Origin of the sequence: Paracoccus haematequi, from assembly GCF_900631945.1 — a bacterium.
Lineage (GTDB): Bacteria > Pseudomonadota > Alphaproteobacteria > Rhodobacterales > Rhodobacteraceae > Paracoccus > Paracoccus haematequi_A.
Map to the genome: position 1 here is coordinate 16,428 of NZ_UZWE01000072.1, position 25,650 is coordinate 42,077.

At 67.9% G+C, this 25,650-nt stretch carries 23 protein-coding genes and 1 pseudogene; 13 read left to right on the forward strand and 11 right to left on the reverse strand.

Going from position 1 to position 25,650, the window contains the following annotated elements:
- Positions 1-8: 8 nt before the first annotated feature.
- Positions 9-2,294 carry a hypothetical protein gene (locus PARHAE_RS19745; RefSeq protein WP_126156224.1) on the reverse strand — a complete coding sequence of 762 codons (2,286 nt, stop codon included), beginning with the start codon at positions 2,292-2,294 and terminating at the stop codon, positions 9-11.
- 16 nt (positions 2,295-2,310) lie between these two features.
- A complete protein-coding gene (locus tag PARHAE_RS19750) occupies positions 2,311-4,548 on the reverse strand; it encodes a hypothetical protein (RefSeq protein WP_126156225.1) in 2,238 nt (745 codons plus the stop codon).
- A gap of 385 nt (positions 4,549-4,933) precedes the next feature.
- Between PARHAE_RS19750 and PARHAE_RS19755 the strand changes: the two genes are divergently transcribed.
- Both PARHAE_RS19755 and PARHAE_RS19760 read left to right on the forward strand, forming a co-directional pair.
- Positions 4,934-5,356 carry a YsnF/AvaK domain-containing protein gene (locus PARHAE_RS19755; RefSeq protein ID WP_126156226.1) on the forward strand — a complete coding sequence of 141 codons (423 nt, stop codon included), beginning with the start codon at positions 4,934-4,936 and terminating at the stop codon, positions 5,354-5,356.
- Positions 5,346-6,263: a YsnF/AvaK domain-containing protein gene (locus PARHAE_RS19760; protein WP_126156227.1), complete on the forward strand. Its 918-nt coding sequence runs from the start codon at positions 5,346-5,348 to the stop codon at positions 6,261-6,263. The genes PARHAE_RS19755 and PARHAE_RS19760 overlap by 11 nt, the downstream gene beginning before the upstream one ends.
- 36 nt (positions 6,264-6,299) lie before the next feature.
- Here PARHAE_RS19760 and fni read toward each other — a convergent pair whose 3' ends face one another.
- The gene (gene fni / locus PARHAE_RS19765; protein ID WP_338142939.1) at positions 6,300-7,526 is read right to left on the reverse strand and encodes a type 2 isopentenyl-diphosphate Delta-isomerase; all 1,227 of its coding nucleotides are present in this window, start codon (positions 7,524-7,526) and stop codon (positions 6,300-6,302) included.
- Between fni and PARHAE_RS19770 the strand changes: the two genes are divergently transcribed.
- Both PARHAE_RS19770 and PARHAE_RS19775 read left to right on the forward strand, forming a co-directional pair.
- Entirely contained in the window at positions 7,413-8,375 is a 963-nt protein-coding gene (locus PARHAE_RS19770) for a polyprenyl synthetase family protein (protein ID WP_164555324.1), read from the forward strand. The two genes, fni and PARHAE_RS19770, sit on opposite strands and share 114 nt — an antisense overlap.
- Positions 8,372-8,899 carry a sterol desaturase family protein gene (locus PARHAE_RS19775; protein ID WP_126156230.1) on the forward strand — a complete coding sequence of 176 codons (528 nt, stop codon included), beginning with the start codon at positions 8,372-8,374 and terminating at the stop codon, positions 8,897-8,899. The genes PARHAE_RS19770 and PARHAE_RS19775 overlap by 4 nt, the downstream gene beginning before the upstream one ends.
- Here the strand turns inward: PARHAE_RS19775 and PARHAE_RS19780 are convergent.
- The 3 genes from PARHAE_RS19780 to crtY are packed head-to-tail and all read right to left on the reverse strand — an operon-like array spanning position 8,837 to position 12,374.
- Entirely contained in the window at positions 8,837-9,748 is a 912-nt protein-coding gene (locus PARHAE_RS19780) for a phytoene/squalene synthase family protein (protein ID WP_126156231.1), read from the reverse strand. The two genes, PARHAE_RS19775 and PARHAE_RS19780, sit on opposite strands and share 63 nt — an antisense overlap.
- Entirely contained in the window at positions 9,745-11,220 is a 1,476-nt protein-coding gene (locus PARHAE_RS19785) for a phytoene desaturase (RefSeq protein WP_126156232.1), read from the reverse strand. Before PARHAE_RS19785 ends, PARHAE_RS19780 begins: the two co-directional genes overlap by 4 nt.
- The gene (gene crtY, locus PARHAE_RS19790; protein WP_126156233.1) at positions 11,217-12,374 is read right to left on the reverse strand and encodes a lycopene beta-cyclase CrtY; all 1,158 of its coding nucleotides are present in this window, start codon (positions 12,372-12,374) and stop codon (positions 11,217-11,219) included. The genes PARHAE_RS19785 and crtY overlap by 4 nt, the downstream gene beginning before the upstream one ends.
- Positions 12,375-12,431: 57 nt before the next feature.
- On the opposite strand from crtY, the gene PARHAE_RS19795 reads away from it, so the two are divergent.
- Positions 12,432-13,043, forward strand: coding sequence for a DUF2585 family protein (locus PARHAE_RS19795; protein WP_164555325.1), 612 nt, complete (start codon positions 12,432-12,434; stop codon positions 13,041-13,043).
- Here PARHAE_RS19795 and PARHAE_RS19800 read toward each other — a convergent pair.
- Positions 13,015-13,941, reverse strand: a complete 927-nt coding sequence (locus PARHAE_RS19800) for a glycosyltransferase (RefSeq protein ID WP_206437034.1) — start codon at positions 13,939-13,941, stop codon at positions 13,015-13,017. The genes PARHAE_RS19795 and PARHAE_RS19800 overlap by 29 nt on opposite strands.
- Positions 13,942-13,955: 14 nt before the next feature.
- A complete protein-coding gene (locus PARHAE_RS21460) occupies positions 13,956-14,150 on the reverse strand; it encodes a hypothetical protein (RefSeq protein WP_206437035.1) in 195 nt (64 codons plus the stop codon).
- A 102-nt stretch (positions 14,151-14,252) separates the two neighbouring features.
- Between PARHAE_RS21460 and PARHAE_RS19805 the strand changes: the two genes are divergently transcribed.
- From PARHAE_RS19805 to PARHAE_RS19840, 8 genes are all read left to right on the forward strand, one after another.
- The gene (locus tag PARHAE_RS19805; protein WP_164555326.1) at positions 14,253-14,927 is read left to right on the forward strand and encodes an HAD family hydrolase; all 675 of its coding nucleotides are present in this window, start codon (positions 14,253-14,255) and stop codon (positions 14,925-14,927) included.
- Positions 14,924-15,883: a sugar-binding transcriptional regulator gene (locus tag PARHAE_RS19810; RefSeq protein WP_126156236.1), complete on the forward strand. Its 960-nt coding sequence runs from the start codon at positions 14,924-14,926 to the stop codon at positions 15,881-15,883. The genes PARHAE_RS19805 and PARHAE_RS19810 overlap by 4 nt, the downstream gene beginning before the upstream one ends.
- 137 nt (positions 15,884-16,020) lie before the next feature.
- Positions 16,021-17,343, forward strand: coding sequence for an ABC transporter substrate-binding protein (locus tag PARHAE_RS19815; protein ID WP_126156237.1), 1,323 nt, complete (start codon positions 16,021-16,023; stop codon positions 17,341-17,343).
- An 87-nt stretch (positions 17,344-17,430) separates the two neighbouring features.
- The gene (locus tag PARHAE_RS19820; protein ID WP_126156238.1) at positions 17,431-18,300 is read left to right on the forward strand and encodes a carbohydrate ABC transporter permease; all 870 of its coding nucleotides are present in this window, start codon (positions 17,431-17,433) and stop codon (positions 18,298-18,300) included.
- A gap of 10 nt (positions 18,301-18,310) precedes the next feature.
- Positions 18,311-19,135, forward strand: coding sequence for a carbohydrate ABC transporter permease (locus PARHAE_RS19825; protein ID WP_126156239.1), 825 nt, complete (start codon positions 18,311-18,313; stop codon positions 19,133-19,135).
- Between the two features lie 10 nt (positions 19,136-19,145).
- The gene (locus PARHAE_RS19830) at positions 19,146-20,147 is read left to right on the forward strand and encodes an ABC transporter ATP-binding protein (protein ID WP_126156240.1); all 1,002 of its coding nucleotides are present in this window, start codon (positions 19,146-19,148) and stop codon (positions 20,145-20,147) included.
- The gene (locus tag PARHAE_RS19835; RefSeq protein WP_126156241.1) at positions 20,147-20,920 is read left to right on the forward strand and encodes an L-iditol 2-dehydrogenase; all 774 of its coding nucleotides are present in this window, start codon (positions 20,147-20,149) and stop codon (positions 20,918-20,920) included. The genes PARHAE_RS19830 and PARHAE_RS19835 overlap by 1 nt, the downstream gene beginning before the upstream one ends.
- Positions 20,921-20,949: 29 nt before the next feature.
- Positions 20,950-22,422 carry a mannitol dehydrogenase family protein gene (locus tag PARHAE_RS19840; RefSeq protein ID WP_126156242.1) on the forward strand — a complete coding sequence of 491 codons (1,473 nt, stop codon included), beginning with the start codon at positions 20,950-20,952 and terminating at the stop codon, positions 22,420-22,422.
- A gap of 51 nt (positions 22,423-22,473) precedes the next feature.
- Here the strand turns inward: PARHAE_RS19840 and PARHAE_RS19845 are convergent, their stop codons facing one another.
- The 3 genes and pseudogenes from PARHAE_RS19845 to PARHAE_RS21260 all read right to left on the reverse strand — a co-directional run.
- Positions 22,474-23,124 (reverse strand): YjbF family lipoprotein, encoded by a 651-nt coding sequence (locus tag PARHAE_RS19845; RefSeq protein ID WP_241232906.1) that lies wholly within the window; start codon positions 23,122-23,124, stop codon positions 22,474-22,476.
- The gene (locus tag PARHAE_RS19850; RefSeq protein WP_241232907.1) at positions 23,124-25,280 is read right to left on the reverse strand and encodes a YjbH domain-containing protein; all 2,157 of its coding nucleotides are present in this window, start codon (positions 25,278-25,280) and stop codon (positions 23,124-23,126) included. Before PARHAE_RS19850 ends, PARHAE_RS19845 begins: the two co-directional genes overlap by 1 nt.
- Positions 25,281-25,426: 146 nt before the next feature.
- Positions 25,427-25,650, reverse strand: a pseudogene (locus PARHAE_RS21260) (signal recognition particle-docking protein FtsY); the annotation flags it as partial.

Below are 25,650 nucleotides of genomic sequence, written 5' to 3' on the forward strand. Positions count from 1 at the left end.
GCGCCCCCCTATGCCTGGAACGTCATCTGCGGGACGCGGACCAGGACCAGATCGCGGGTCCAGTCGGTCCAGCCGCTGCCGTTCGGAAAGCCGTCGGCATCGCGCCAGTCGGCCCTGATGCGCAGTGTCGCGACCTCGGGGGCGAAGCGGGGAAAGGTCCAGGTGCCCAGGTCGGTGCCCGCCTGGTCGCCCGCGACCGCGATGCGGTGCCGGTGGCGCAGCGCGCCGTCGGACCCAAGCGCCTCGGCCTGGATTTCCATCTGCGACAGGCGGTGCTGCGACAGGGGCAGACCGACCGCACGGAACCGCACGGCGCGCATCTCGACCAGTTCGCGGCCCAGGGCGATGGTGGTGTCGGTGGTCTCGCGCCAGTCGCCCTGCACAAATCCGCGCCCCGGCATAAGCGCGGTCAGGCGATAGACCAGGGCGGCCACGGTGGGATCGGCGATGGCGTAATCGCGCTCGATCAGCGGCTGGTCGGCGGACAGGGCGATGCGTTCGTCGATGCGGACGCCGTTCGCGGCATCGTCATAGCGGATTTCCAGGAAAGCCATCGTCACCTCGGCCCAGGGCAGGGCGGCGAAGAAGGTGGCGCGGCGGCGATGCGGCAGGGGATCGGGCAGGGTGATGCGCAACCCGGTCTCGGCGCGCCAGTCCAGGGCAACCGGCCCGCCCTGCGGCATCGGGCGTTCGAATTGCAGCCGGTATTCGAACCGCTGCGGATCGTCGCCATGGCCGCGAAAGGTCCATTCGGATTCGGGGCTGTCCGGGGTCAGGGCCAGCATGTCGCGCTGCGTTTCCTCGGTCCCCTCCGTCCGGCGCAGGTCCACGGTGACTTGCGGGAACTGCGCGAAGGGAAATCCCGGCGCGACGCCGATCACCGGCTGGCGCAGGCGATAGGGACCATCCACGCGCGGATCCACGATCAGTTCCCCGGCGCGGCCTTCGACCCAGGGGCCGGTTTCGCCGGGCCGCTGCCCGAAATCGGACGCCGGGTCGTAATGGCAGCGCAGTCGATAGCGATAGGGGTCTGTCAACAGCGCGGGGTCCGCGTCCAGCAGGTTGACCGCGTAAAGCTGGCGGTCCGTGGCGTCGTGAAAGACGAAGGTTTCGGGATGCAGGTCGCCCGCGCCGCCGGGATCGGGCAGGGCGATCTCGACCTCGACCGCGAACAGGCCGTCGCTGGCGAAGCGGTCCATGACGCCCAACCGGACCTCGCGGCGCGGGATCGAGGCGATGTTGACGCCGCCGATCAGCCGGTCGCGCAGGGCGGGCCAGTCCGGGCGTTCCTGTCCGTCCCCGTCCACCCGGCGGGCGAACAACTCGTGCCCAAGCGTCGCCTGGAACACCAGGTCGCGGCGGCGGACGGTGGTGCGGTTCAGCACCGCGTCGATCTGGCGCACGTCGCTGTCGCGCCGGGACTTCAGCTTGAAGGACACGCCGGGTATCAGCGTGTCGAACAGATCCGTCACCGTCCCGGCGATGGAATCGACCAGGGTCGGGGCGGGCGGGGGCGTCGTGCCATAGGCGGGATCGAAATAGCTGTCGGTGATCCAGTCCAGCACCGCGCGTTCGGCCGCCGCCGCGTCATCCGCCGCCTGTCCGTCCATGATGAGGGTATCGACCCGCACACCCGCATTGGACAGCGCGTCGCGGGTCTGGGCGGCGATGTCGGCGCGGACATACCAGACATTGGCCCGGAACCGCGCGTCAAGTTCGCGTTCCAGCCGCGACAGGTCGCCCGACACGCTGACCCGATAGGCCGGGTGCAGCCCCGACAGCGCCATGCGATAGACGACAAGCGCGGGCAGAGTGGGATCGCCGACGCCCGCCTCGACAAAGGCGGCGGCGGCGTTGAGCGCGATCTGGAAGGTCGCGGTGTTGTTTCCCGCCATCGACGGGCGGGCGCTGCCCAGCACCGTGACCTCGAACGGGGTGCCGGGCGTGGCGCCGCCACCCTGGCCCAGCAGGGTCAGTTCCACCTGCCCGTCGTCGAACAGCGGCAGGGACAGGCGCACGGGCCGCCCCAGCTCGTCCGAGAGGCGCTGCGCGATCCGCCGTTGCGCCAAGTCAGGCACCGCCAGTTCGGTGGCCAGCGACAGGAACCCGCCCGCCACCGCCGCACCGTCCGGCCCGTCGCCCAGGTATCGCATCAGCCCGAAGGCCGGGTCGCCGTTCGGCCCGTCCGCCAGCACCGGGGCGGCGGGCAGGATGTGGAACAGGCCCGCGTCCTGGTGGTCGGCAAAAACCGGATGGCCTTCGATCAGCCGTATCGGTGGGGCAAAGGACAGCATCGCGCCCGCCCTCGCATCAAGGGGCTGGCGGTTCGACGAACAGCCAGTCCTCGGGGTTGGTGAAGCTGGCGGTCCTGTCCTGCCCCGCGATCCGTTCGCCCGAAGCCAGGAAGTAATCCGCGCGATAGGTGTAATCCAGCTTGGCGGGATCCGCCAAGGCGACCGTCCAGACCGAGCTTTCGCCCGGCCCGCGCAGCACCGCGCCGTGCATGTCGGTCACGTCGTTGGCCGGATCGTCATAGCGCAACGTCACCGCCACGCGCCGAACCTCGGTCCCCAGGGCCACGTCCTCGCCCGAGATGGTCAGCCTATAGACCCCGCCCGGCGCGTTGCCGACGACCACCGGCACGCCGGTCGCGTCGATGGTGCGCACCGGCAGGCTGCGGGCCGCGCCGGACTTGAACAGATGCGTTTCCGCCACCGACACGGCGCGTTTCGCCGGATCCTTCAGGGGCGCGATGAAGGTCTTGATCTTGCCCACATCGTCGGGCGCGAAGAACAGCGACTGCTGGCTGCGCACATCGTTCGCCGCGTCCTCGTAGGTCAGCGACACCAGGATGCCGCTGAGTTCGTTCCAGTCGGCGGAAGGCACCACGTCCAGGCGCAACTCATCCTCGAACGGGGTCGAGACCTTGATGTTCGTGGTCCCCGCAGGCGCCTCCAGCCAGGGGGTCGAGATCTTCTGCGTCGGAAAGACATGGGTGATGCGATAGCGGAAGGGCTTGACCTCGGGCGAATAGACAGGGCGCTGGATCTGGACCTGCGGTGCGTCCTTGGTCAGGCTGCGTTCCTCGGTGAAGGGGGTGACGCCGTTCCTGCGGTCCTCATAGGCCAGTTCGATGTCGATGGATTGCAGGTCGCCGTCGAAGCCTGCGGCGGGGGCGGAAAAGGTCACGTCGATCTCGCCCGGATTGGCCACCGCGATCACCTGCGCGGGGGCGACGGATGTGGCGTTCAGCAGCCGCTGCTTCAGGACCGGGCCGTTGCGGTAATGCACCTCGGCCGTGACCTGGTATTCGTTGCTGCGGCCCTTGGCGGTGATGAATTTCTGCGGCTTGTTGTCGTCCTTGGTGAAGATGAAGCTTTCCGATTTCTGGATCCGCCGCCCGGTGTCGTCGGCGCTGTCATAGGACAGATCCACGACGATGGAATGGACGTAATCCTCGAACCGTTCGAAGTCGAAGCTGGTCGAGACATCGACCTCCAGCCGCTTGAAGAACGGATGGGCGATGGTGTCGACGATGATCAGGTAATCGGCGACATCGGCGGAAATGAAGGTGGGGTCGATGGTGGCGCTTGGGTTATATTGGCGCAGGATCACGTCGGATTGGGTCAGCACCAGGTCGAAGTTCTTCTCGAAATCCTCGTTGATGAATTCCAGCCATTCGCTTTGCAGCTGTTCGGGCGTCAGGATGCCGCCGACGTTCAGCCATTGTTCGTTGATGAACTTGTCCATCGCGCCCAAAGCGAAGTCGCGCAGGTCCGAGATCATGTCGTCGTCCATCTCGACCTCGGCGGAACCGGCGCGGATGTCCAGTTCGACCAGGGAATTCTCGCGCAGGAATTCGCTGTATCCGGTGCGCTTGCGGACCTCGGTGGTGGTGTCGCCGCCCCAGAAATCCTCGTCCACGACCTGCTGGGTGGTATAGGTGGCCACCACGTTGCGGACGCGCGCGGAACTGATATGGGCCTCGATCACCACGGCGGGCAGGCGCACCTCGAATTCCAGGTTGTATTCGACTGCCGCGATGGCCCCGCCCTGACGCAGCACGTCGGCAAAGACCTGCGCGCCCTCGAAGGGCATGTCGGTGACGATGGATACGGTGTTGCGCCCGAACAGGGACGGCTTGCCCAGGTCGATATTGGTGACAAGCTGGCTGCCCGGACCCCTGGCGATGCGCAACGCGGCGGTGCCATTGGTGAAATTCACCGGTCGGATTTTCGGCGTGGGGACCGGCGCGCCCGGCGAAGGCGCCTCGGCCCGCAGGATCTTCTGCGCCTCGTTCAGGGCCTTGGGTCCGATGATGTCGGCGGGCGCGGTCAGGACGGTGGTCATGACCATGAAGCCGCCGCCCTGCTGCTTGCCCTCGATCGGCAGCCCGGCCTGATACAGCACGAACTGGAACTGGGGCGAGCCGTCGGGGTTGCGGGCAAGCTCTACGGTGTTGGGCAGGTAATAGAAGGTCTCTTTCGCCTCGTCGTCACGAAAGAAATCGACCCCCTCGATTGAAAATCCGTCGGTCAGCGACAGCATCCTTGCGCACCCATGAAAGGTCAGGTGCCGCCGATGCGGTTCCTGACGTAAGACGAAATTGCGAAAAACAGGGATATTGCATATTTATTGACTCTGGCAGTGATGAAAGTAAAGCAATTCTTTTTGCATTATGTCGGTGTAATTGTTTTTGAATTGCAAAGCGCATTTTGTTAACAAAATCGGCATCGGAAGTATTTCGCCAACACGCTTTTCGGCATCTTCATTTCAACGTGTTAACTGATTTTGCCTATCCCGGCAGCGGCAGGCGCGCTGCGGCGGGCCTTTGCCGATTGCGTCATCGCGACGATGTGAACGGAACGCCGGGGGGCCGCGCCCGTTGGTCTTCACCTGGTCAGCCAGGGCCGCCCAACCAATCGGGGACCGAATGACCGACGAACCCAAGCCCGACGTTCTTCCCCTGGTGGAAGAACGGGTCGCCCTGACCAAGCGGACCATCCCGACCGGCCGCGTGCGGGTCGAGACCCGAACCGAAACCGTCCAGCAGCACCTTCCCGCCCAGCTTTCCAGCGAAGAGGTCGAGGTGGTGCGGGTGCCGGTGAACCGTCGGGTGGATGCGATGCCCCCGACCACCACCGAGGGCGACCTGACCATCATCCCGGTGGTCGAGGAGCGGCTGGTCGTCACCCGCGAACTGTATCTTCGCGAGGAGGTCCATGTCCGCCGCATCCGGCGGCAAGAAACGGTCGAAATCCCGGTCGAGACGCGCCGGCAAACTGTTCGCATCGACCGTCTGTCCCCCGAAGGCCAAATCCAACCCAGCAGCAAGGACCATCACGATGACCTATGACAACGATTTCGCCGCCACGGGCGGAACCTCGGTGACCGCTCTGTTCGACAGCCGCGACGACGCGCAGCGCGCCGTGGACCGGCTGACGCAGGCGGGCATTCCCACAGCCCGCATCAGGCTGGTCTCGGGCGGGTCGGACGCCGCGACCGCAACCCCCTCGCGCGACGAGGACAAGAGTTTCTGGGACAGTCTCAGCGATTTCTTCTTCCCGGACGAGGACCGCTATGCCTATGCCGAGGGGCTGTCGCGCGGCGGATATCTGGTGACTGTGACGGGGCTTGAGGCCGCGCAATACGACACCGCCCTGGACATCCTGGACGATGAAGGCAGCGTCGATCTGGACGAGCGCACGGAAAGCTGGCGGTCGGAAGGCTGGGGCGGGTACGAAGGCAGCGACTATGCCATTCCGGCGGCCGGGGCCGGGACGCTGGCAAGCGGCCGCGCCACGGACGATCTGGACGCGCAGACCGAATACGGCGCGCATTCGGACCAGCGGGGCATCGGCTCGGACGACGAAACGATCCCGGTCGTCCAGGAACGCCTGCGCATCGGCAAGCGCGACACCAGCCACGGCCGTGTCCGCGTCCGCGCCTATACGGTCGAGGAGCCGGTGAGCGAAAGCGTCGACCTGCGCGAGGAACGGGTGGACATCGAACGCCGTCCCGTGGACCGCGCCGTCAGCAGCGCCGACGCCGCCTTCCAGGACCGCACCCTGGAGGCCGAGGAATACCGCGAGGAAGCCGTCGTCCAGAAGGAAGCCCGCGTGGTCGAGGAAATCGGCCTGCGCAAGACCAGCGACACGCATCGCGAGACCGTTTCGGACACCGTGCGCCATACCGAGGTCGAGATCGAGGATGACCGCGACGGCACCGGCACGATCCGCCGCGACCCCGACCGGACCCTGTAAGATCGAAGGCGGCGCCCCCAGGGGCGCCGTTTTCCCTCAAGCGCGCAGCCGCGCGCGGCGCAGCCCCGCAAGATCGGCGCTGCCGGTGCAGAAGCAGGCGGTGCGCAACTGCCGCAGCACGATGTCCAACTGCCGTTCCAAAGCCTGCGGCCCGTCCAGGGCCGAGGCCAGCACCGCCCCCGCCAGCGAGACCATATCCGCGCCCAGCCGGATCGCCCGCGCCGCGTCCAGTCCGGTGACGATGCCGCCCGATCCGATGATCGTCGCATCCGGGGCGGCCGCCCGTGCGGCGCGGATCGCCTCGGCGGTCGGGATGCCCCATCCCGCGAAACAGGCCGCGACCTGGGCTGCGGCGGGATCGGGCGCCCGCGCGGCCTCGACCCGCGCCCAGTCGGTGCCGCCCGCGCCCGCCACGTCGAAGATCGCGACGCCCTCGGCCGCCAGGCGGGCGACGACGCTTGCGGACAGGCCCATGCCGACCTCTTTCACGACGACCGGCACCGGCAGGTCGCGGGCCAGGGCGCCGATCCGGGCGGCCAGCCCGCGCCAGTCGCGGTCGCCCTCGGGCTGGACGGCCTCTTGCAAGGGGTTCAGGTGCAGGATCAGGGCGGATGCGCCGATGGCCTCGATCGCGCGCAGAGCCTGATCGCGGCCGAAGCCCCGGTTCAACTGCGCCGCGCCGAAATTGGCCAGGATCGGGATGTCGGGCGCCAGTTGCCGCAGCGCGCCGTCCAGACCCGCCGCCGCGCCGCCTTCGATCATCACCCGCTGCGAGCCGACCGCCAACGGCAGGCGCAGGTGCTGGCAGACCTGCGCCAGCGTTCGGTTAATCGCGCCGGCGCGGGCAGGCCCCCCGGTCATCGACCCGATCATCACGGGGGCGTCAATGGCGTATCCCAGAAATTCGGTGGACAAATCGACATCGTGCCATGAAACTTCGGGCAGGGCGACGTGTTCGAACAGGACCGTTTCCAGTCCGGTCGTCACCGCTGCGCCCGCTTGTCCCGCAAGCACCACGTCCAGATGCTGTTCCTTCCGAGAGGTGAGTGTGAGATCAGAATCATCGTCTTGTCCAAGCGACGGATCGGGGTGGGTCATGCCTGTCAGCCCTTGTCGGTTCGCGACGGCCCGGTTCGGGCGCCGCACGCGGTGAACGACAGTCTCATGCACCGGCAGGCAAGAAACAAGGCAGGCCTGGCGTCCGATGCGCAGGCGGGCTTTGTCCGCAGCCTTGACGCGCGGATCCTGCATCACCTGTCGCATCTGTCCCCCGCCCCCGCCCGCCTGGTCGAGGCCGCGCGCGACGCGATGGGCAGCGGCAAGCGGCTGCGCCCCTATCTGCTGCATCTGGTGGCGGGCGATGACGCCGACGGCTGCGCGGTGCTGGACATGGCCGTGGCGCTGGAGATGGTCCATACCGCATCGCTGATCGTCGACGATCTGCCGTCGATGGACAACGCGACGCTGCGGCGCGGGCGGCCCACCACCCATGCCCGCTTTGGCGAGGCGACCGCGATCCTGACCGCCATCGGGCTGCTGAACCAGGCGATTTCCATCGCCAACGGCCTGCCGGGCTTGGCCGACGGACAGCGGGGCGCCCTGGTGGCGATCCTGTCGGGCGTGATGGGCTGGCAGGGGCTGGTCGCCGGGCAGGAACTGGATCTGAACGGCTTTTCCGACGCCGACCAGACGGACGGCGCCCTGGACCGCATTACCCGCATCAACGCGCTGAAGACCGGCGCGCTGCTCTGCGCAGCGGTCGAGGCGGGGGCGATCCTGGGCGGGCGCGCAGACGAGGAACGCAGCCTGCTGCGCCGCTTTGGCGAGGATCTGGGCCAGGCGTTCCAGATCGCTGACGACTTGGCCGACATGCTGTCCGACAGCGCCGCGACGGGCAAGGATTGCCGCCAGGACATCGGCAAGGAAACCTATCTGGCGGTCTTCGGCGCGGACGAGGCGCTGCGTCGCTGCCGGGCGCTGCTGGCCGCTGCGGACGACGCCCTGCTGGGCGCGGGCCTGGATCCCGGCCCGTTCCGCCACATGATCGACGCCATCTTTCAGCCGATGCTGGATCGCGTGCCCCAGGCCCGCCCGGCAAGCGCCGCGCGATGACCTGGCTGGCCCCCCTGCTGATTGTGGTCCTGACCGTCGCGGCGATGGAGTTCGTGGCCTGGTGGACCCACAAATACGTCATGCACGGTTGGGGATGGGGCTGGCACAAGTCGCATCACGAACCCCATGACGGCGGGTTCGAGCTGAACGACCTGTATGCGGTGTTCTTCGCCGCCGCCTCCATCGGGCTGTTCTGGTGGGGGCAAAGCTGGTGGCCCGCGACCTGGCTGGGGGCGGGCATGACCCTGTATGGGCTGCTGTATTTCATCGCCCATGACGGGCTGGTCCACAAGCGTTGGCCCTTCACCTATATCCCGCGCAAGGGCTATCTGAAGCGGCTGTATCAGGCGCACCGGCTGCATCATGCGGTCGACGGCAAGGACGGCTGCGTCAGCTTCGGCTTCATCTACGCCCCGCCGGTGCCGACCCTGGTCAAACAGTTGGACCGGAACAAGGCCGCGCTAGGGCCGGATGTAAAGTCCGCTCCGGTCGATGGCGCGGGGACGCCGCCGCAGGATCGTTGATCCGACCGCCCGCGCCGCCAGCCGCAGTTTTTCGCCCCTGGTGGTGGACAGCCGTCCGGCCCAGGCGTCCGGCCCCTGGGCGCGCAGCTTGACGCCGATCTGGCGATAGATGTTGCGGGCCGCGGCGATGGCAAGCGCCGGGCGCCGGGGCAGGGCGGCGATGCCGGTGTCGGCGCTGCGGTAATAGATCTCGGCCTGATCCAGCAGGCGCAGGGCGACCCGGTGCAGGGCCGGGCGTTGGCCGGGGTCGTCGGGGTCGATCCGCTTCAAGCCTTCGGATCGCAGCAGGTCGCGGGGCAGATAGGTCCGCCCGATGCGGGCGTCGTCGATCACGTCGCGGGCGATATTGGTCAGCTGGAACGCCAGCCCCAGGTCGCTGGCGCGGTCCAGAACGCCGTCGTCCCGGACGCCCATGATCCGCGCCATCATCACGCCCACCACCCCCGCGACGTGATAGCAATAGTCCAGCAGGTCGGTCATGTCGCGATAGACACGGCCTTCCACGTCCATCGCGAAGCCGTTCAGCAGTTCATCGACATGCCGGTGCGGAATGTCCCGCGCCGCGACCACGCGGGCCAGCCCGGCATAGACCGGCGCCGACGGCTGGCCTGCCAGCGCGCGGTGGGTCAGGTCGCGCAGTTCGGCCAGCCGCGCGGCAGGGTCGTGCGCCGCGCCCGTGGCAAAGCCTGCCTCTTGCCCGTCGATCACATCATCGGCGTGGCGGCACCAGGCATACAGCATCACGCAGTCGTCGTGCATTCCGGACGGCAGGAAGCGCGAGGCCATGGCAAAGCTTTTCGACCCGACCGCGATGGATTGCCGGGCTTGGTCCAGCGTTGCGTCGGTCATCGGGCATCCTTCAGCATCAGCGAGGCGGTCGCCTCGGCCGAACCCACCACGCCGGGGATGCCCGCGCCGGGATGGGTGCCCGCGCCGACGATATACAGGTTTTCCAGCCTGTCGTCGCGATTATGGGGGCGGAACCAGGCGCTTTGGGTCAGGATCGGCTCGATGGAAAAGGCCGATCCCAGATGGGCGTTCAGTTCCGACCGGAAATCCAGCGGCGTGAAATGCCGCACCGTCATCAGGTCGCGCCGCAGGTGCGGGATATAGCGGGCCTCCAGATAATCCAGGATCCGGTCGCGATACGCCGCCGCCGCCTGGTCCCAGCCGGGATCCACCGTCCCCAGATGCGGCACCGGGGCCAGGACGTAATAGGCGCTGCACCCAGGCGGGGCGAGGTCCGGGTCCGTGACCGAAGGGGCGTGCAGATACAGCGAGAAGTCCTGGGCCAGTTCCTTGCCCGCGAAGATTTCTCCTATCAGGTCGCGATAGCGGGGGCCGAACAGGACCATGTGATGGCGCAGATCCGGCCGCAGCCCGCGCAGGCCGAAATAGACCACGAACAGCGACATGGAATGGCGTTTCGCCGCCAGCCTGTCGCCCTTGGGATCGCCCAGCAGGCTGCGATAGGTGTGGACCACATCGGCATTGCTGGCGATCATGTCGAAGGCATGGCGCGCGCCCATGGCGTGAACGGCGGTGGCGCGGGCGCCTTCGGTCTCGATCCGGTCGACGGGGGCGTTCAGGTGGATGGTGCCGCCCAGTTCCCGGAACAGCCGCACCATGCCCGCAACCAGCGCGCCGGTGCCGCCTTTGGCGAACCAGACGCCGCCCTTGCGTTCCAGCGCGTGGATCAGCGCATAGATGGACGAGGTGGTGAACGGGTTCCCCCCCACCAGCAGCGTGTGAAAGCTGAAGGCCTGGCGCAGGCGTTCGTCCCGGATATGCCGCGCCACCATGGAATGAACCGACCGCCAGGCTTGCAACCGCGCCAGTTGCGGGGCGGCACGGATCATGTCCGAAAAATGCAGGAAGGGGACGGCGCCCAGCTTTTCATAGCCTTCGCGATAGACATCGCGGGAATAGGCCAGGAACCGGCGATAGCCCTGGACATCGGGCGGGTTGATCGCGCGGATCTGACGCTCGATCGCGTCCTGGTCGTCGGCATAGTCGAAGACGGTGCCGTCTTCCCAGCACAGCCGATAGAACGGATCGACCGGCAGCAGCGTCACATGGTCCGCCATGTCGCGGCCGGACAGGCGCCACAGCTTTCCAAGGCAATCGGGATCGGTGATGACCGTCGGCCCGGCATCGAAGGTGAAGCCCGCGTCGTGATAGACATAGGCCCGACCGCCCGGCTTGTCGCGCTTTTCGAAGACCGTCGTGGCCACCCCCGCGCTTTGCAGGCGGATGGCCAGCGCCAGTCCGCCCAGGCCCGCGCCAATGACGGCGGCCGTCTTGCCGGAGGGCTGCGTCATGCGGGATCCGCCCGCAGCGCGCCGGGCAGGCAGCGCAGGGCGCGGCCCACCGGGACGGGCGGACGGCCCGTCAGGATGCGGGCCTTGTCGGCCAGGGTGCTGCGCCCGGCATAGAACCGCTCGATCAACGGTTCGGGCAGGCCATAGAAGCGCGCCATCACGCGGCGGCGTTCATCGGGGGCGGCGGCCTCGAACAGCATCCGCGACAGCAGGCGGTAAAAGCCCTGCGCCCTGGCGTCGGCCAGCGAGGTTCTGCGCAACTCTCGGGCCAGCGCGCGGGGGCCCTGGCGCCAGTGCCGCGCGATCAGATCGGCGTCGCGCACCGCATGGGGCAGGCTGTAGCCGGTCAGCGGATGGAACCGCATCGCGCGCAGGCCGATGGTGGGAACGTCCGGGGGCAGGCTGCGCCAGAAGGCGTCGGGGTCGAAGCGCAGGGCGATGGGCAGGACGCCGCTTTCCTCTCGGACCACCTCGGCCACCTGCCAGCCCTGGTCGGCGGCATAGGCGGCGATGGCCGCGCGCTGATCGTTGGCCGACAGGGCGGCGGCGTCCGAATAATAGGTCGCCTCGACCAGCAGGCGGGTGTCGTCGAAGGGCAGCAGATAGAAGAAGCGGTATCCGTCCCGCTGCGGCACGGTCGCGTCCATGATGACGGGCCGGGTCAGGCCGTGGGGCGCGGCCAGGCGCAGTTCCTGGCCCAGGAATTTCTGGAACCGCACCTGGATCGCCGGATGGGGAACGAAGCCGCGCGCGTCAAGGACCAGGTCCGCGTCGATCCGCCTGCCATCCGCCAGCGAGACGCCCCCCGCGTCGACCGACGCGACCCTTGCTGTCAGCCGCGCCACCCCCGGCACCCCTGCAAGCGCAGCGCCCAGGCTGTCCGCGTCCAACGAGGCATAGCCGGATCGCAGCCCGCGCGTCCGGCCCGGAAAACGCACCTGCTGGCCGTCCCAGGCGCGGCGGATCGCGGGGGCCAGCCAGGCGCGCTGGCTGGCGTGGATATCGCCCGCATGGAAGGACCAGGTGTGGCCCGCCAGCGGATCGGCCCTCTGATCGATCAGCAGCACACGCGCCGCCCCTGCCAGCCGCAGCGCCGCAAGCGAGGCCGAAAGCCCCGCGCCGGCAATCACGACCTGGGCTGCCTGATGTGTCATAACCCCTTGGATCTCTGGCCTCTTGCCTCTGCTGTCCGCAGCCTTACTGTGGTAACGATGACAAACGAGAACCGTTCCGTCCCGCCGTTTTCCCCTGAACGATCCGCCAGCCTGACGCTGGTTGCAAGCGAATTGCCGCAACCGCGCGGACGGGGGCGGCAGGCCGCCCTGCTGATCGGCCTCGCGCTTCTGGGCAAGCTGGTGTTGCTGGCGATCCTGGGCCGCCCGGCAGGCTGCGATTGCGGGCAGATCTGGGCCATGCCGGGACAGGCGGGGCTGAATTCGCGGACCCTGCTGGATCCCTATAGCCTGTTGCACCTGATCTTCGGCGCGGTGCTGGTCAAGCTGGTGCGGTGGAAGCGGCCCGACTGGCCGTTGTGGACGCTGCTGGCGGCGGTGATCGTCAGCAGCACGGTGTGGGAGGTGGCCGAGAACCTGCCTTTCACCATCGCGATGTTCGGCTATGACCCTGGCGATCCGCTGGCCTATCGGGGCGACAGCATCGCCAATTCCTTCAGCGACACGGCCGCCGCCGCCCTGGGGGCGGTCCTGGCCCTGCCGCTGGCCGGTTGGGTCGTCGCCGCCGCCGCCGTGGCGGTCGAGCTGGGCCTGACGCTGTGGATCGGCGACGGCTATCTGATCACGCTGTGGCGCGCCCTGGGATTTTGATCGCGGCCTCGATCCGGTCCACGGCAGCCGCCGCCCCGCCCCAGCCGTCGGCCTGCGCGGCGAATCCCTGCGCGGTCCGGCGGTAACGCGGATCGTCCAGCACATCTCGCACCGCATGCGCGATGGACGCCGTGCCGCGCTGCCAGGGATGCAGCCGCAGGCCCGCGCCGCAATGGGCGATGCGCGCGGCCACGCCCGGCTGGTCATGGGTCAGCGGCAGGGCCAGCATCGGCACGCCCGCCGCCAGGCATTCAAGCGCGGTGTTCAGCCCGGCATGGGTCACGCACAGGTCGGCGCGTTCCAGCACCGCCTGCTGCGGCACGAAGCCGCGCACCCAGTCGGCGGGGATCGCCTGCGCCTGGGCCTCGGTCAGCGACCCGGCATGGGACACCAGCACCTGCACACCCGCTTGGCGGCAAGCCCGCGCGATCCGCGCCAGAAGCCCGGCGCGGTGCCCCTGCAAGGTGCCAAGCGAGGCATAGACGAAGGGCCGTGCCGGATCGGGCCGGATGTCGGCGGGAAAATCCTGTGTTGCATGGCCGCGCCGGAAGGGGCCAAGCTGGGCGATATGCGCGCCGTTCACGGGGCGGGCATAGTCGAAGCCCGGCGCCATCTGCGACAGCGTCAGGCCGGGGGACAGGCAGTCCTGCAAGCGGCGCAGATCGCCCAGGCCCCAGGCCCGCGCGCAGCGGCGGATCGTCCGCGATTGCGGCGTCATCAGCAGGTCGGCCACCCGTTCGCCCCCGGCATTGCGGCGCAGTCCCTGGGCGGTGGGATCGTGCGGCCAGCCCAGAAACGGCAGGGGGATGCCCGGTTCGGGATCCATCGGCACCGCGCAGGCGACCGAGACCAGCGGCACCCCGACGGCGCGCGCCAGCAGGCCCGAGGCAGGCTCCATCTGGTCGCCCAGGATCAGGTCGGGCGACAGGCCGCGCAGGACCGCCAGGCCGTCGCGGCACAGACGGTCGGTGCGGCGCCGCTTTGCAAGGCGGTGCCGGGTTCGGTCAGGAAGATCGCCTGATGGCCCCGGCGGGTCAGTTCCTGGGCCAAAGCCTCGAAGGCGCGCAGGTGGCTGGGCAGGGGCGGGCAGATCAGGACGGCGCGCATGGAACCTCGGGGGATGGGGGCAGGGCCGTCCTGCCACAAACGCCGCCGGGTTGCACTTGTGCTTTTGCGCCGGATCGCCTCTGGTCAGGGGATGGGGGGACCGTGACCATCGATCTGATCATCTTCGATTGCGACGGCGTGATGGCCGACAGCGAGGTTCTGTCGGCCTCGGTCCTGATCGACCAGCTTGCGGTGCTTGGCATCGTCGTGACCGCCGCCGACGTGCGGCGCGATTTTCTGGGCCGCAGCTTCCCGACCGTCGCGCAGTCGATCCGCCAGCGGTGGGGGCGGCCTTTGCCCGACAGCTTCGAAGCCGATTATCGCGCCCGCCTGCTGGACCGCTTTTCCGCCGAGTTGCGGCCGACGCCCGGTTTCCTGGCGGTGCTGGACGGGCTGGGGATCCCGGCCTGCGTCGCCACCTCGTCCAGCCCGCAGCGGGTGGGGCATACGCTGCGGGTGCTGGGGCTGGCCGATCGGTTCGGGGACCGGGTCTTCACCGCCAGCCAGGTCCGCCATGGCAAGCCCGCGCCCGACCTGTTCCTGCTGGCCGCGGCGCGGATGGGCTGCCCGCCCGCATCAACCCTGGTGATCGAGGACAGCGCCCCCGGAATCGCCGCCGCCCTGGCCGCCGAAATGCGCGTCCTGCATTACGCGGGCGGCGCGCATCTGCGCGGGGCCGAGCCGATGGCGCTGCCGCGCGGCGTCCGCTCCTTTGACAATTGGGCAGAGTTTCCGCAACTGTTGGCAAACCTTCAGCAAGAGGCGGCGACCCGGTGAATGCAGGACGATTCAGCCCCGACGCGGTGCGCCTGGACGATGCGGCGCGGGCCGGCTGGCTGTATTACGTCGCGGGCAACACCCAGGACGAAATCGCCCGCAAGCTGGGCGTCAGCCGCCAGTCCGCGCAGCGCCTCGTGGCGATGGCGGTCAGCGAAAAGCTGATCAAGGTGCGGCTGGACCACCCCATCGCCCGCTGCATGGATCTGGCGGGCGCGCTGTCGGATCGCTTCGGGCTGATGTCCTGCGAGATCGTGCCTTCGGACCCGGATGCGCCGGGGCTGATCACCGGCGTCGCCATCGCGGCGGCGGCCGAACTGGAACGGGTGCTGAAATCGCCCGACCGCCGCATCGTCAGCCTGGGCACGGGCCGGGCGCTGAAGGCCACGGTCGAACAACTGCCGCGCATGTCCTGTCCGCAGCATGTGGTGGTGTCGCGGCTGGGCAACATGATGCAGGACGGATCGGCGTCACCCTATAACGCGACGATCAGCCTGGCCGAGCGGATCGGGGCGCCGCATTACCCCTATCCCCTTCCGGTGCTGGCGCGGAACCCCGCCGAACTGGCCGCCATGCGCAACCAGGAAGCGGTGCGGAACACCATCGATCTGTGCCAGCAGGCCGACCTGTCGCTGGTCGGTATCGGCCAGATGGACCGCAGCGCGCCGCTGTTTGTGGACGGCTTCGTCAGCGCCGAGGAAATGGACCAGCTTGCCGCCCTTGGCGCGGCCGGTGAGATCACCAGTTGGGTCTATGACAGCGAAGGCCGGGTGATCGACTGCGCCTTCAACGCCCGCGTCGCCTCGGCCCCGCTGCCGCGCGCGGCGGAACGCCCGGTCATCGCCGTCGCCACCGGCGAGGCGAAGCTGCCCGCGATTCGGGCGGCCCTGGTCGGACGGCTGGTCAACGGCCTGATCACGTCCGAGGCCACGGCGGAACGCCTGCTGACCCTCTGAACCCCACCAGCCTTGTGAAGGTTTGCGCCTGGGCAGATGCCCCGGCCAGGCAAATTTTGCCGATTGACAGAGCGCGTGCGGTTTGTGAATATTTGCCCGTCGATGTGGCAAATGCCCAAACGACAAGGGAGGATAGCATGACCATCACTCTTCGCGCCCTGCTGGGTGGGACGGCGCTGTGCGCCACCGCCGGCATCGCGGGCGCGCAGGACAACGTGACCCTGACCGTCGCCACGGTGAACAACGGCGACATGATCCGGATGCAGGGCCTGACCAGCGAATTCACCGCAGCCAATCCCGGCATCACCGTCGAATGGGTAACGCTTGAGGAAAACATCCTGCGCGAGCGGGTCACCACCGACATCGCCACGCAGGGCGGGCAGTACGACGTGCTGACCATCGGCACCTACGAGGTTCCGATCTGGGCCAAGCAGAACTGGCTGGTGCCGCTGGAATTCGACGACGCCTACGGGGTGGACGACCTGATCCCGGCCGTGCGGGACGCGCTGTCGGTGGACGGCAGGCTGTATGCCGCGCCCTTCTATGCCGAATCGGCGATGGTGATGTACCGCACCGACCTTGCCGAGGCCGCCGGGGTAAAGATCCCCGAAAATCCGACCTGGACCGACATCATGACCGCCGCCAAGGCGATGACCGACAAGTCCAAGGAACAATACGGCATCTGCCTGCGCGGCAAGCCCGGCTGGGGCGAGAACATGGCCTTCCTGACCGCCATGGCCAACAGCTATGGCGCGCGGTGGTTCGACACCGACTGGAAACCCCAGTTCGACAGCCCCGAATGGCAGGCCACGCTGACCGATTACCTGACGATGATGAACGAATACGGCCCTCCCGGCGCGTCGTCGAACGGCTTCAACGAAAACCTGTCGCTGTTCCAGCAGGGCAAGTGCGGCATCTGGATCGACGCCACCGTCGCCGCCAGCTTCGTGACCGACCCCGAGGACTCGACGGTCGCCGACAAGGTGGGCTTCGCCAAGTTTCCCAACAAGGACGGCGTGGACAACCACGGCAACTGGCTGTGGGCCTGGAACCTGGCGATACCGGCCTCGTCGGACGCGCAGGACGCGGCCAAGACCTTCATCGCCTGGGCCACGTCCAAGGGCTATACGGACCTGGTCGCCAGCAAGGAAGGCTGGCGCGCGGCGCCTCCGGGCACCCGGACCTCGCTTTACGAGAACCCTGAATACCAGAAAGAGGCGCCCTTCGCGGCGATGACCCTGACGGCGATCAACGCGGCCAATACGCAGAAATCCTCGGTCCAGGACATTCCCTATACCGGCGGGCAATTCGTGGCGATCCCGGAGTTCCAGGGGATCGGGACCGCCGTGGGGCAGCAGTTCTCGGCGGCCTTGGCGGGGCAGGCTTCGGCGGCTGATGCCCTGGCCGCCGCGCAGGCCAACACCACGCGCGAGATGACGCGGGCCGGCTATATCAAGTGACGCATGACCCGCGCCGCCTGGGGAACCGGGCGGCGCGGATCCGGGGGGCGCGCCTGTCGCGCCTGGGAGGATAGAGGAGTTTCGGCCATGGCCACTCGCCAGACCCAGGGGCTTGCGCGGCTGATGCGCGCGCCCGCCATCATCCTGCTGTTTCTGTGGATGATCGTGCCGCTGGGCATGACGCTGTACTATTCGTTCCTGAACTACAATCTGCTCAATCCCGGCATGACCAGTTGGGCGGGCTGGTTCAACTATCAGTATTTCTACAGCGATCCGGCCTTTTTCGCGGCCATCTGGAATACGCTGGTGCTGGTGCTGGGGGTGCTGGCGATCACCGTGATCGGCGGGATCGCCATCGCCATGCTGATCGACAAGCCGATCTGGGGGCAGGGGATCGTGCGGATCCTGGTGATCAGCCCGTTCTTCGTCATGCCGCCGGTGGCCGCGCTGATCTGGAAGAACATGATCATGCACCCGTCCTATGGGGTGCTGGCCGACATCGCCCGGTTCTTCGGCGCCAGTCCGGTGGACTGGTTCGCGCAATATCCGCTGACCTCGATCATCCTGATCGTCGCCTGGCAATGGCTGCCCTTCGCGACGCTGATCCTGCTGACCGCGCTGCAATCGCTGGACACCGAGCAGATGGAGGCGGCCGAGATGGACGGCGCCCCCGCCCATGCCCGGTTCCTGTACCTGGTGCTGCCGCACATGGCGCGCGCGATCACCGTGGTGATCCTGATCCAGACGATCTTCCTGCTGGGCATCTATGCCGAGATCCTGGTGACGACCAATGGCGGTCCGGGCTTCGCCTCGACCAACCTGACCTTCCTGATCTATCGCGCCGCGCGGCTGAACTTCGACATCGGCGGGGCGGCGGCGGGGGGCATCATCGCCGTGATCCTGGCCAACCTCGTCGCGATCTTCCTGATGCGCGCCGTCGGCCGCAACCTGGACTGAGGGGGAACACATGGCCCGCGCAACATCCAAGAATGCACGGATCGGCTGGACCGTCGCCGCATGGTTCGTGGCCCTGCTGATCTTCTTTCCGATCCTTTACACGATCATCACCAGCCTGAAGACGGAACAGGAAGCCATCGCGGGCTTCAACCTGATCCCGTCCTTCACGCTGGAAAGCTATCAGACGGTGCAAAGCCAGAACAATTACTGGCGGCCCTTCACCAATTCGGTGATCCTGGCGGTGGGATCGACGCTGCTGGCCCTGGTCGTGGCGATTCCGGCGGCCTGGGCGATGGCGTTCTCGCCCACCAAACGCACCAAGGACATCCTGATGTGGATGCTGTCCACCAAGATGATGCCCGCCGTCGCGGTGCTGGTGCCGATCTATCTGATCTTCCTGCGCACCGGGCTGATGGACACACGCATCGGCCTGACGATCCTGCTGATGCTGATCAACCTGCCGATCGTGGTCTGGATGCTCTACACCTATTTCCGCGAGATTCCGGGCGAGATCCTGGAGGCCGCGCGGATGGACGGCGCGTCCCTGCGCGACGAGATCCTGTATGTGCTGACGCCGATGGCGGTGCCCGGCATCGCGTCCACGCTGCTGCTGAACATCATCCTGGCCTGGAACGAGGCGTTCTGGACCATCCAGCTGACCACCACCAACGCGGCGCCCCTGTCGGCCTTCATCGCCAGCTTCTCCAGCCCGCAGGGGCTGTTCTGGGCCAAGCTGTCGGCGGCGTCCACCATGGCCATCGCGCCGATCCTGATCCTGGGCTGGTTCAGCCAGAAGCAACTGGTCCGCGGCCTGACCTTCGGCGCCGTGAAATAAGGGGAACGACATGGGACAGATAACCCTGCAAGGCGTGGCCAAGCGCTTCGGCGAGGTCGAGGTGATCCCGCCGCTGGACCTGGCCATCGACGACGGCGAGTTCGTGGTCTTCGTCGGCCCGTCCGGCTGCGGCAAGTCCACCCTGCTGCGTCTGATCGCGGGGCTCGAGGACGTGAGCGGCGGGCGCATCCTGATCGACGGCAAGGACGCCACCGATGCCTCGCCTGCCAAGCGCGGGCTGGCGATGGTGTTCCAGTCCTATGCGCTTTACCCGCACATGTCGGTCAGGAAGAACATCGCCTTTCCGATGAAGATGGCGGGCGTGCCGCAGGACGAACAGAACCGCCGGATCGAGGCCGCGGCAAAGGCGCTGAACCTGACCGACTATCTCGACCGCCGCCCCGGCCAGTTGTCGGGCGGGCAGCGACAGCGCGTGGCCATCGGCCGCGCCATCGTGCGCGAACCGGCGGCGTTCCTGTTCGACGAACCGCTGTCGAACCTGGACGCCGCCCTGCGCGTGGGGATGCGGCTGGAAATCAGCGAGCTGCACAACCGCCTGAAGACGACCATGATCTATGTCACCCACGACCAGGTCGAGGCGATGACCATGGCCGACAAGATCGTGGTCCTGCAAGCGGGCCGGATCGAGCAGGTGGGCAGCCCGCTGGATCTGTATCACAGCCCCCGCAACGTCTTCGTGGCGGGCTTCATCGGCAGCCCGAAGATGAACCTCTTTTCCGGCGCCCCGGCGGCCGAATACGGCGCCGCGACCATCGGCGTGCGGCCCGAACACATCCGCATCTCGGCCACCGAGGGCAAGTGGAAGGGCCGCATCGGCGTCAGCGAACACCTGGGGTCCGACAGCTTCTTCTATGTCGAGGATACCGGCCTGGCGGAAACCGTCACCGTCCGGTCCACCGGAGAGGTCAACCTGCATCACGGCGATACCGTCTGGCTGACCCCGGACGAGGACAAGATCCACAAATTCGACAAGAACGGAGACCGCATCTGATGCGACGACTGGACGGCAAGCGCGCGCTGATCACCGGCGCGGCGCGCGGCATCGGGCTGGAATTCGCCCGCGCCTATCTGGCCGAAGGCGCCCGCGTGGCGATCTGCGACATCAACATCGACGCGGCGCGCCAGGCGGCGGAGGGCCTGGGCGAAGGCGCCATCGCCGTGCGGCTGGACGTGACCGACCAGTCCTCGATCGACGCCTGCGTGGCCGAGGTCGAAGGGGCCTTCGGCGGCATCGACATCCTGGTCAACAACGCCGCCCTGTTCACCGCCGCGCCCATCGTGGAAATCACCCGCGCCGATTACGACCGCATCTTCGCGGTCAACGTGTCGGGTACGCTGTTCATGATGCAGGCCGTCGCGCGCGGCATGATCCAGCGCGGGCAGGGCGGGAAGATCATCAACATGGCCTCTCAGGCCGGTCGTCGCGGCGAGGCTCTGGTGGCCGTCTATTGCGCCAGCAAGGCCGCCGTCATCAGCCTGACGCAATCGGCGGGGCTGAACCTGATCGCGCACGGCATCAACGTGAACGCCATCGCGCCCGGCGTGGTGGATGGCGAACATTGGGACGGCGTGGACGCCTTCTTCGCCAAATATGAAGGCAAGGCCCCCGGCCAGAAGAAGCGCGAGGTCGGCGAGGCCGTCCCCTTCGGCCGCATGGGCACCGCCGCCGACCTGACCGGCATGGCGATCTTCCTGGCCTCGTCCGAGGCCGAATACATCGTCGCCCAGACCTACAACGTCGACGGCGGCAACTGGATGAGCTGAGGCTTGTCCCCCAGAAGAAAGGTTCGGCCATGGCCGTCTCATTGAACGCATCCGCCTTTGCAGACCTGCCCGATACCGTGGGCCGCCCCGGATACGACCGCGCGGCGCTGCGCCCCGGAATCCTTCATGTCGGCGTCGGGAACTTTCACCGCGCGCATATGGCCTATTACCTGGACCGCCTGTTCGACATGGACGCGGGGCAGGACTGGGCGCTGATCGGCGCGGGTGTGCGGCCCGGCGATGCGGCGATGCGCGACCGGCTTGCCGCGCAGGACTGGCTGACCACGGTGGTCGAACTGGATCCGAACGGGCTGAGCGCCCGCGTGATCGGGTCGATGATCGACTTCGTGCCGGTCGATCCGCAGGCGGTCATAGCCGCCATGGCCGACCCGGCGATCCGCATCGTGTCGCTGACCATCACCGAGGGCGGGTATTACGTCGACGCCAAGACCGACGGCTTCGACGCCGCCCATCCCGATATCGCCCATGACGCGGCCAATCCCGAGGCGCCGAAGACGGTCTTCGGCATGATCCTGGCCGCGCTGCGGCGCAGGCGGGATGCCGGGATCGAGCCTTTCACGGTGATGTCCTGCGACAACCTGCCCGAAAACGGCCATGTCTGCGCGCGCACGGTGACGGAACTGGCGCAACTGTCCGACCCCGATCTGGCCGAATGGGTCCGGCGCAAGGTGGCGTTCCCCAATTCCATGGTCGACTGCATCACCCCGGCCACCTCGGACCGCGAACGCGCCCTGGTCCGCGACCGCTTCGGCATCGCCGACGCAGCCCCCGTGGTCTGCGAGCCGTTCCGCCAATGGGTGCTGGAGGATCACTTCCCCCAGGGCCGCCCGCCGTTGGAAAAGGTTGGCGCCGAATTCGTGGCCGATGTCAGCAAGCATGAACTGATGAAGCTGCGGATCCTGAACGGCGGGCACGCGGCCATCGCCTATCCCTCGGCGCTGCTGGGCCATCACTTCGTCCACGACGCCATGGCCGACCCGCAAATCGCCGCCTGGCTGCGCGCGGTCGAGGAACGAGAGATCATTCCGACCCTGCAACCGATCCCCGGCGTCAGCTATGACGATTACCTGGATCTGATCGTCAGCCGCTTCGCCAACCCCGAGGTAGGCGATACGATCCCTCGCCTGTGTCTGGACGGGTCGAACCGGCAGCCGAAATTCATCCTGCCGACGCTGGCCGACGCGCTGAAATCCGACGCGGTTATCGACGGCCTGGCGCAAGAGGTCGCCTTCTGGTGCCGCTATTGCGAGCGCACCGATGAGGCGGGAAACCCGATCGCGCCCAATGACGACAACAGCGACACGCTGCGCGACCATGCCCTCGCCGCGCGCCGCGACCCGCTGGCCTTTCTGGCGAACGAGACGGTGTTCGGCCCGCTTGCCGCCAATCCGCGCTTCCAGGAAGCCTTCGCCCGCAGGCTGAAGATCGTGCAGGATCAGGGCGTGCGCGCCGCCATCGACAGCTATCTGTCGGGCAAGTGAAAAAAAACCGGCCCGTAGGGGGCCGGTTCTTCGTCGATCACGGTCGTCGTTTCAGTTCCGCAGCGTCTGGATCGTGACATAGCCCAGGGCCGGGCCGACCCATTGGCGCGACACCGGGATCTGGCCGCCCTGCACCATATAGCTGTTCTGGAAGCTGGCGCCATGGCCTTGGCAGGATTCCACGATCACGCCGGGGCGGGGGCCTGCGCCCACGGTGCAGGCGAACTGCAAGGGCCGTTCCACCCCGTCGCCCGCGAAATAGCGCATGACGCGCGTGCCGCTGCCCGAACCGCCCGCGCGGATCAGCCCTTCGGTTCCCGGCTCGGCGACCGACAGGTCGTTGCCCAGCCCGCGTGTGCCGACCAGCATTCCGTTCCGCAGGATCACCGCTTCTTCGGACGGGGTCATGAAGGTGCGCATGGCGCCGTTCTGGCCTGTCATCGCCATGACCTGCGTGCGGCCCAGGTTCTCGAAGCCGACCTGAATCAGCGGACCGGGATTGACGCGCAGCGCCTCGGCCGCCGCTTCCTGAGGGGATTTCGCGGAGGCGGCGGGCTGGTCGGCCGCGCGGCGTTCGGCGGCGATCTGGCCCGCCGTCTGGGCCAGCGCGCCGAAGGGTCCGGCGTTTTCGCTGTCGTTGCCGCATCCCGCCAGCCCGGCCAGCAGGGATGCCGCCAGCGTGATCTTCGTGACGCCGTTCATCATCGCCAGAACCTCCCCCAGCCTTCATAGAGTTTGACGGAATGACTGTCCCGGACATGGTCGTACAGCCGGTCGCGGACGTTCAATTGCGCCCCGCCGTCGCGCGACAACGACCGCAGGTCGGCGCTGACGCGTTCGCGCGACGGCTGGCCGGTCACCCAACCCAGGGGGATCGACAGCGTGACGCCCTTGTCGAAGCTGCCCTCGCCGAATTCCTCGGCCGACAGGTCGGTCTTGGTCGCATAGGCCCCGATCCGCCAGCCGTTCGCGAATTCGCGCGTCAGCGTGACGGTCGCGCCCTTGTCGCCCGCCAGATACTTGCCGACATCAAGCTGCGCCGTGAACCCCTGGGCAAATTCGTAATAGGCCGAGACATGGCCCATCGTCACCTCATAGTCGCGGAAATCGAACAGCTGGTCGAAGTCGCGCTTCTTCACGCGGTTGATTTCCGCGCCAAGGGCAAAGGCCGAATTGGCGGGTTTCCACAGCACCTCGGTCGAGACGCCGCCATAGGCGCGTTCCAGAAGACCGGCGGTGACGCGGGTATAGACCGCGGGCGCGGGCTTGGCATACCAGCCCAGCGTCAGTTCCGGGATCACCAGGTCGTTGTTTCCGGTATACATGCGCGTGTCCGACCGCACCCGCGGCACGCCCTGGGGCGTGGTTTCCAGGGCGGGGTTAGCCTCGTATTCGCCGGGCGTGTAGTGTTCGCCCCGCCGTCCGGGAATGCCGGGGCCGCGCTGGTCGATGTTGCCGAAGGCGCGCTGGCGCAGGGCGCCGGTCAGGATCAGGCCGGGCGCGATCTCATAGCTGGCGCGCGCCTCGGCGCCGACCTCGTGGGTCACGCCGTCCTCGGCGCTGAAGATGCCCAGGTCGACATAGGGCTTGATCGACCAGCGAAAGCGCGGATAGACGCCCTCGCTGCGCACCAGCCCCGGCGCGCCTGCGGGCGCGTCCGACAGCGCGGATGCGGCGGCTATCTGCCCGGCCTCGGTGTTTTCCAGCCGCTCCACATCCGACCGGCGCACAGTGACCGAGGATGTCGGCACCCCGTCGGCGGTCGAGGTGATCACGAAGGTCTCGACCGAGGGGGGCAGGGCGCGGGTCATCAGCCGCGCGGTGCGGCCGATGGCCTCGGCCTGGCTGATGTAGCGCCCGTTGCGCAGCCGGACCTCGGCCCGGTTGGCCGTCAGCGCCATGCTTTCCAGGGTCTGGCCTTCCTTGCGCATCGCATCGCCAAGCGCGGTCTGGATCGCGGGCTGCGCGGTCGGATCCTGCGCCCAGCTGCCCGACCAGCCCTCGGGATCGGCTTGCGGCGCCGGGCGCGGGCGCACCGGGGCCGGGGCCTTTTCCAGGCCCGAGGGATAGGTCGCCTCGCGCTGGTTTAGGGCGATGGAGAACTGCGCCCCGAAGGTGTTGCCGCCGATGGTGTAAAGCCCGACCTCGTAATTGCCGCCAAAGCGGTAGAAGGCGGCAAGGTTCAGGTTGCTGTCGGGTTCCTCGCCCTGCTGGAAGACCGCGCCGTTGCTGTATTTCGCGATATAGTCGTTGTTCGAGTATTCCGCGACCAGATTCAGCCGGTCGTTGACCTGCCAGCTGACCGAGGCGAAGGGCCGGGCGCCGCCCCGGAACCACTGGTCCAGATTGGGCGTGCCGCCCTCGTCGTTGCTGTCGATGGTGCGCGGCTTGCCCGCCAGCGCGCCCCAGCCAAGGCCGGCGGACACGCGGACCGAAGGCGTCACCGTCCTGGTGGCGACGATGTATTCGCCCGAATAGACGCCGGTGCCCAGGAAGTCCTGCAAGCCCACCGCGACCGCCGGACGCCAGCCTTGTTCGTCCAGAACCTGCCAGCGCAGATCGGCCGAGCGGTCCGAGATATAGCCGTCGTTTCGGTAGTCGTTGATGCCTTCCACGCGCGAATACCGCAGGACCGCCGTCAGCTTCGGAAGCGCCTGGAACACCACGCTGCTGCGGCGGCCGTAATCCGACCAGGACACCGTCGCGCCCAGCGTGCCGTCCGGCAAGGTTTCGGCCGTCGGCGTGTCGATGCCGCCCGCCAGGCCATAGGTGGACATGTTCCGCGCATACAGCGGATCGGCCACGGCGGTGGTGCCGGCCGACCCCAGCACCAGGGCCACCGGCAGGGTTGTCGCCATCAGGCGTCGGATAAGGGGGGATCGGCGCATGGCGTGTCCTCGTTTCGGCTTTGGCCGGATCATAGACGGCAAACCGCCCCGCCGACAGCCCGCCGCGCACCAGGCTTTGCCGGGTGCGGCATGGCTGCCGCAGGGCGGCCGGGTCGTCATTCGGCGGGTTCGGGGGGCGTCGGCGTCGCTGATTCCGAGGCCGCGCCGGTCGATCCTGCGGGCGGCAGGGTGCGCAGTTCGGGGACGATCGGGGCGGATGCCCCGGTTTCCGCAGCCGGGGAGGCGGGTGCGGAGTCCGGCGTGGCTGCCGCCGCGGGCGGCGGAGGCAGGTCGCCGGTGCCCTCGGATGCCGGGGCGGGGGTCGCTGCGGGCGCCGGGG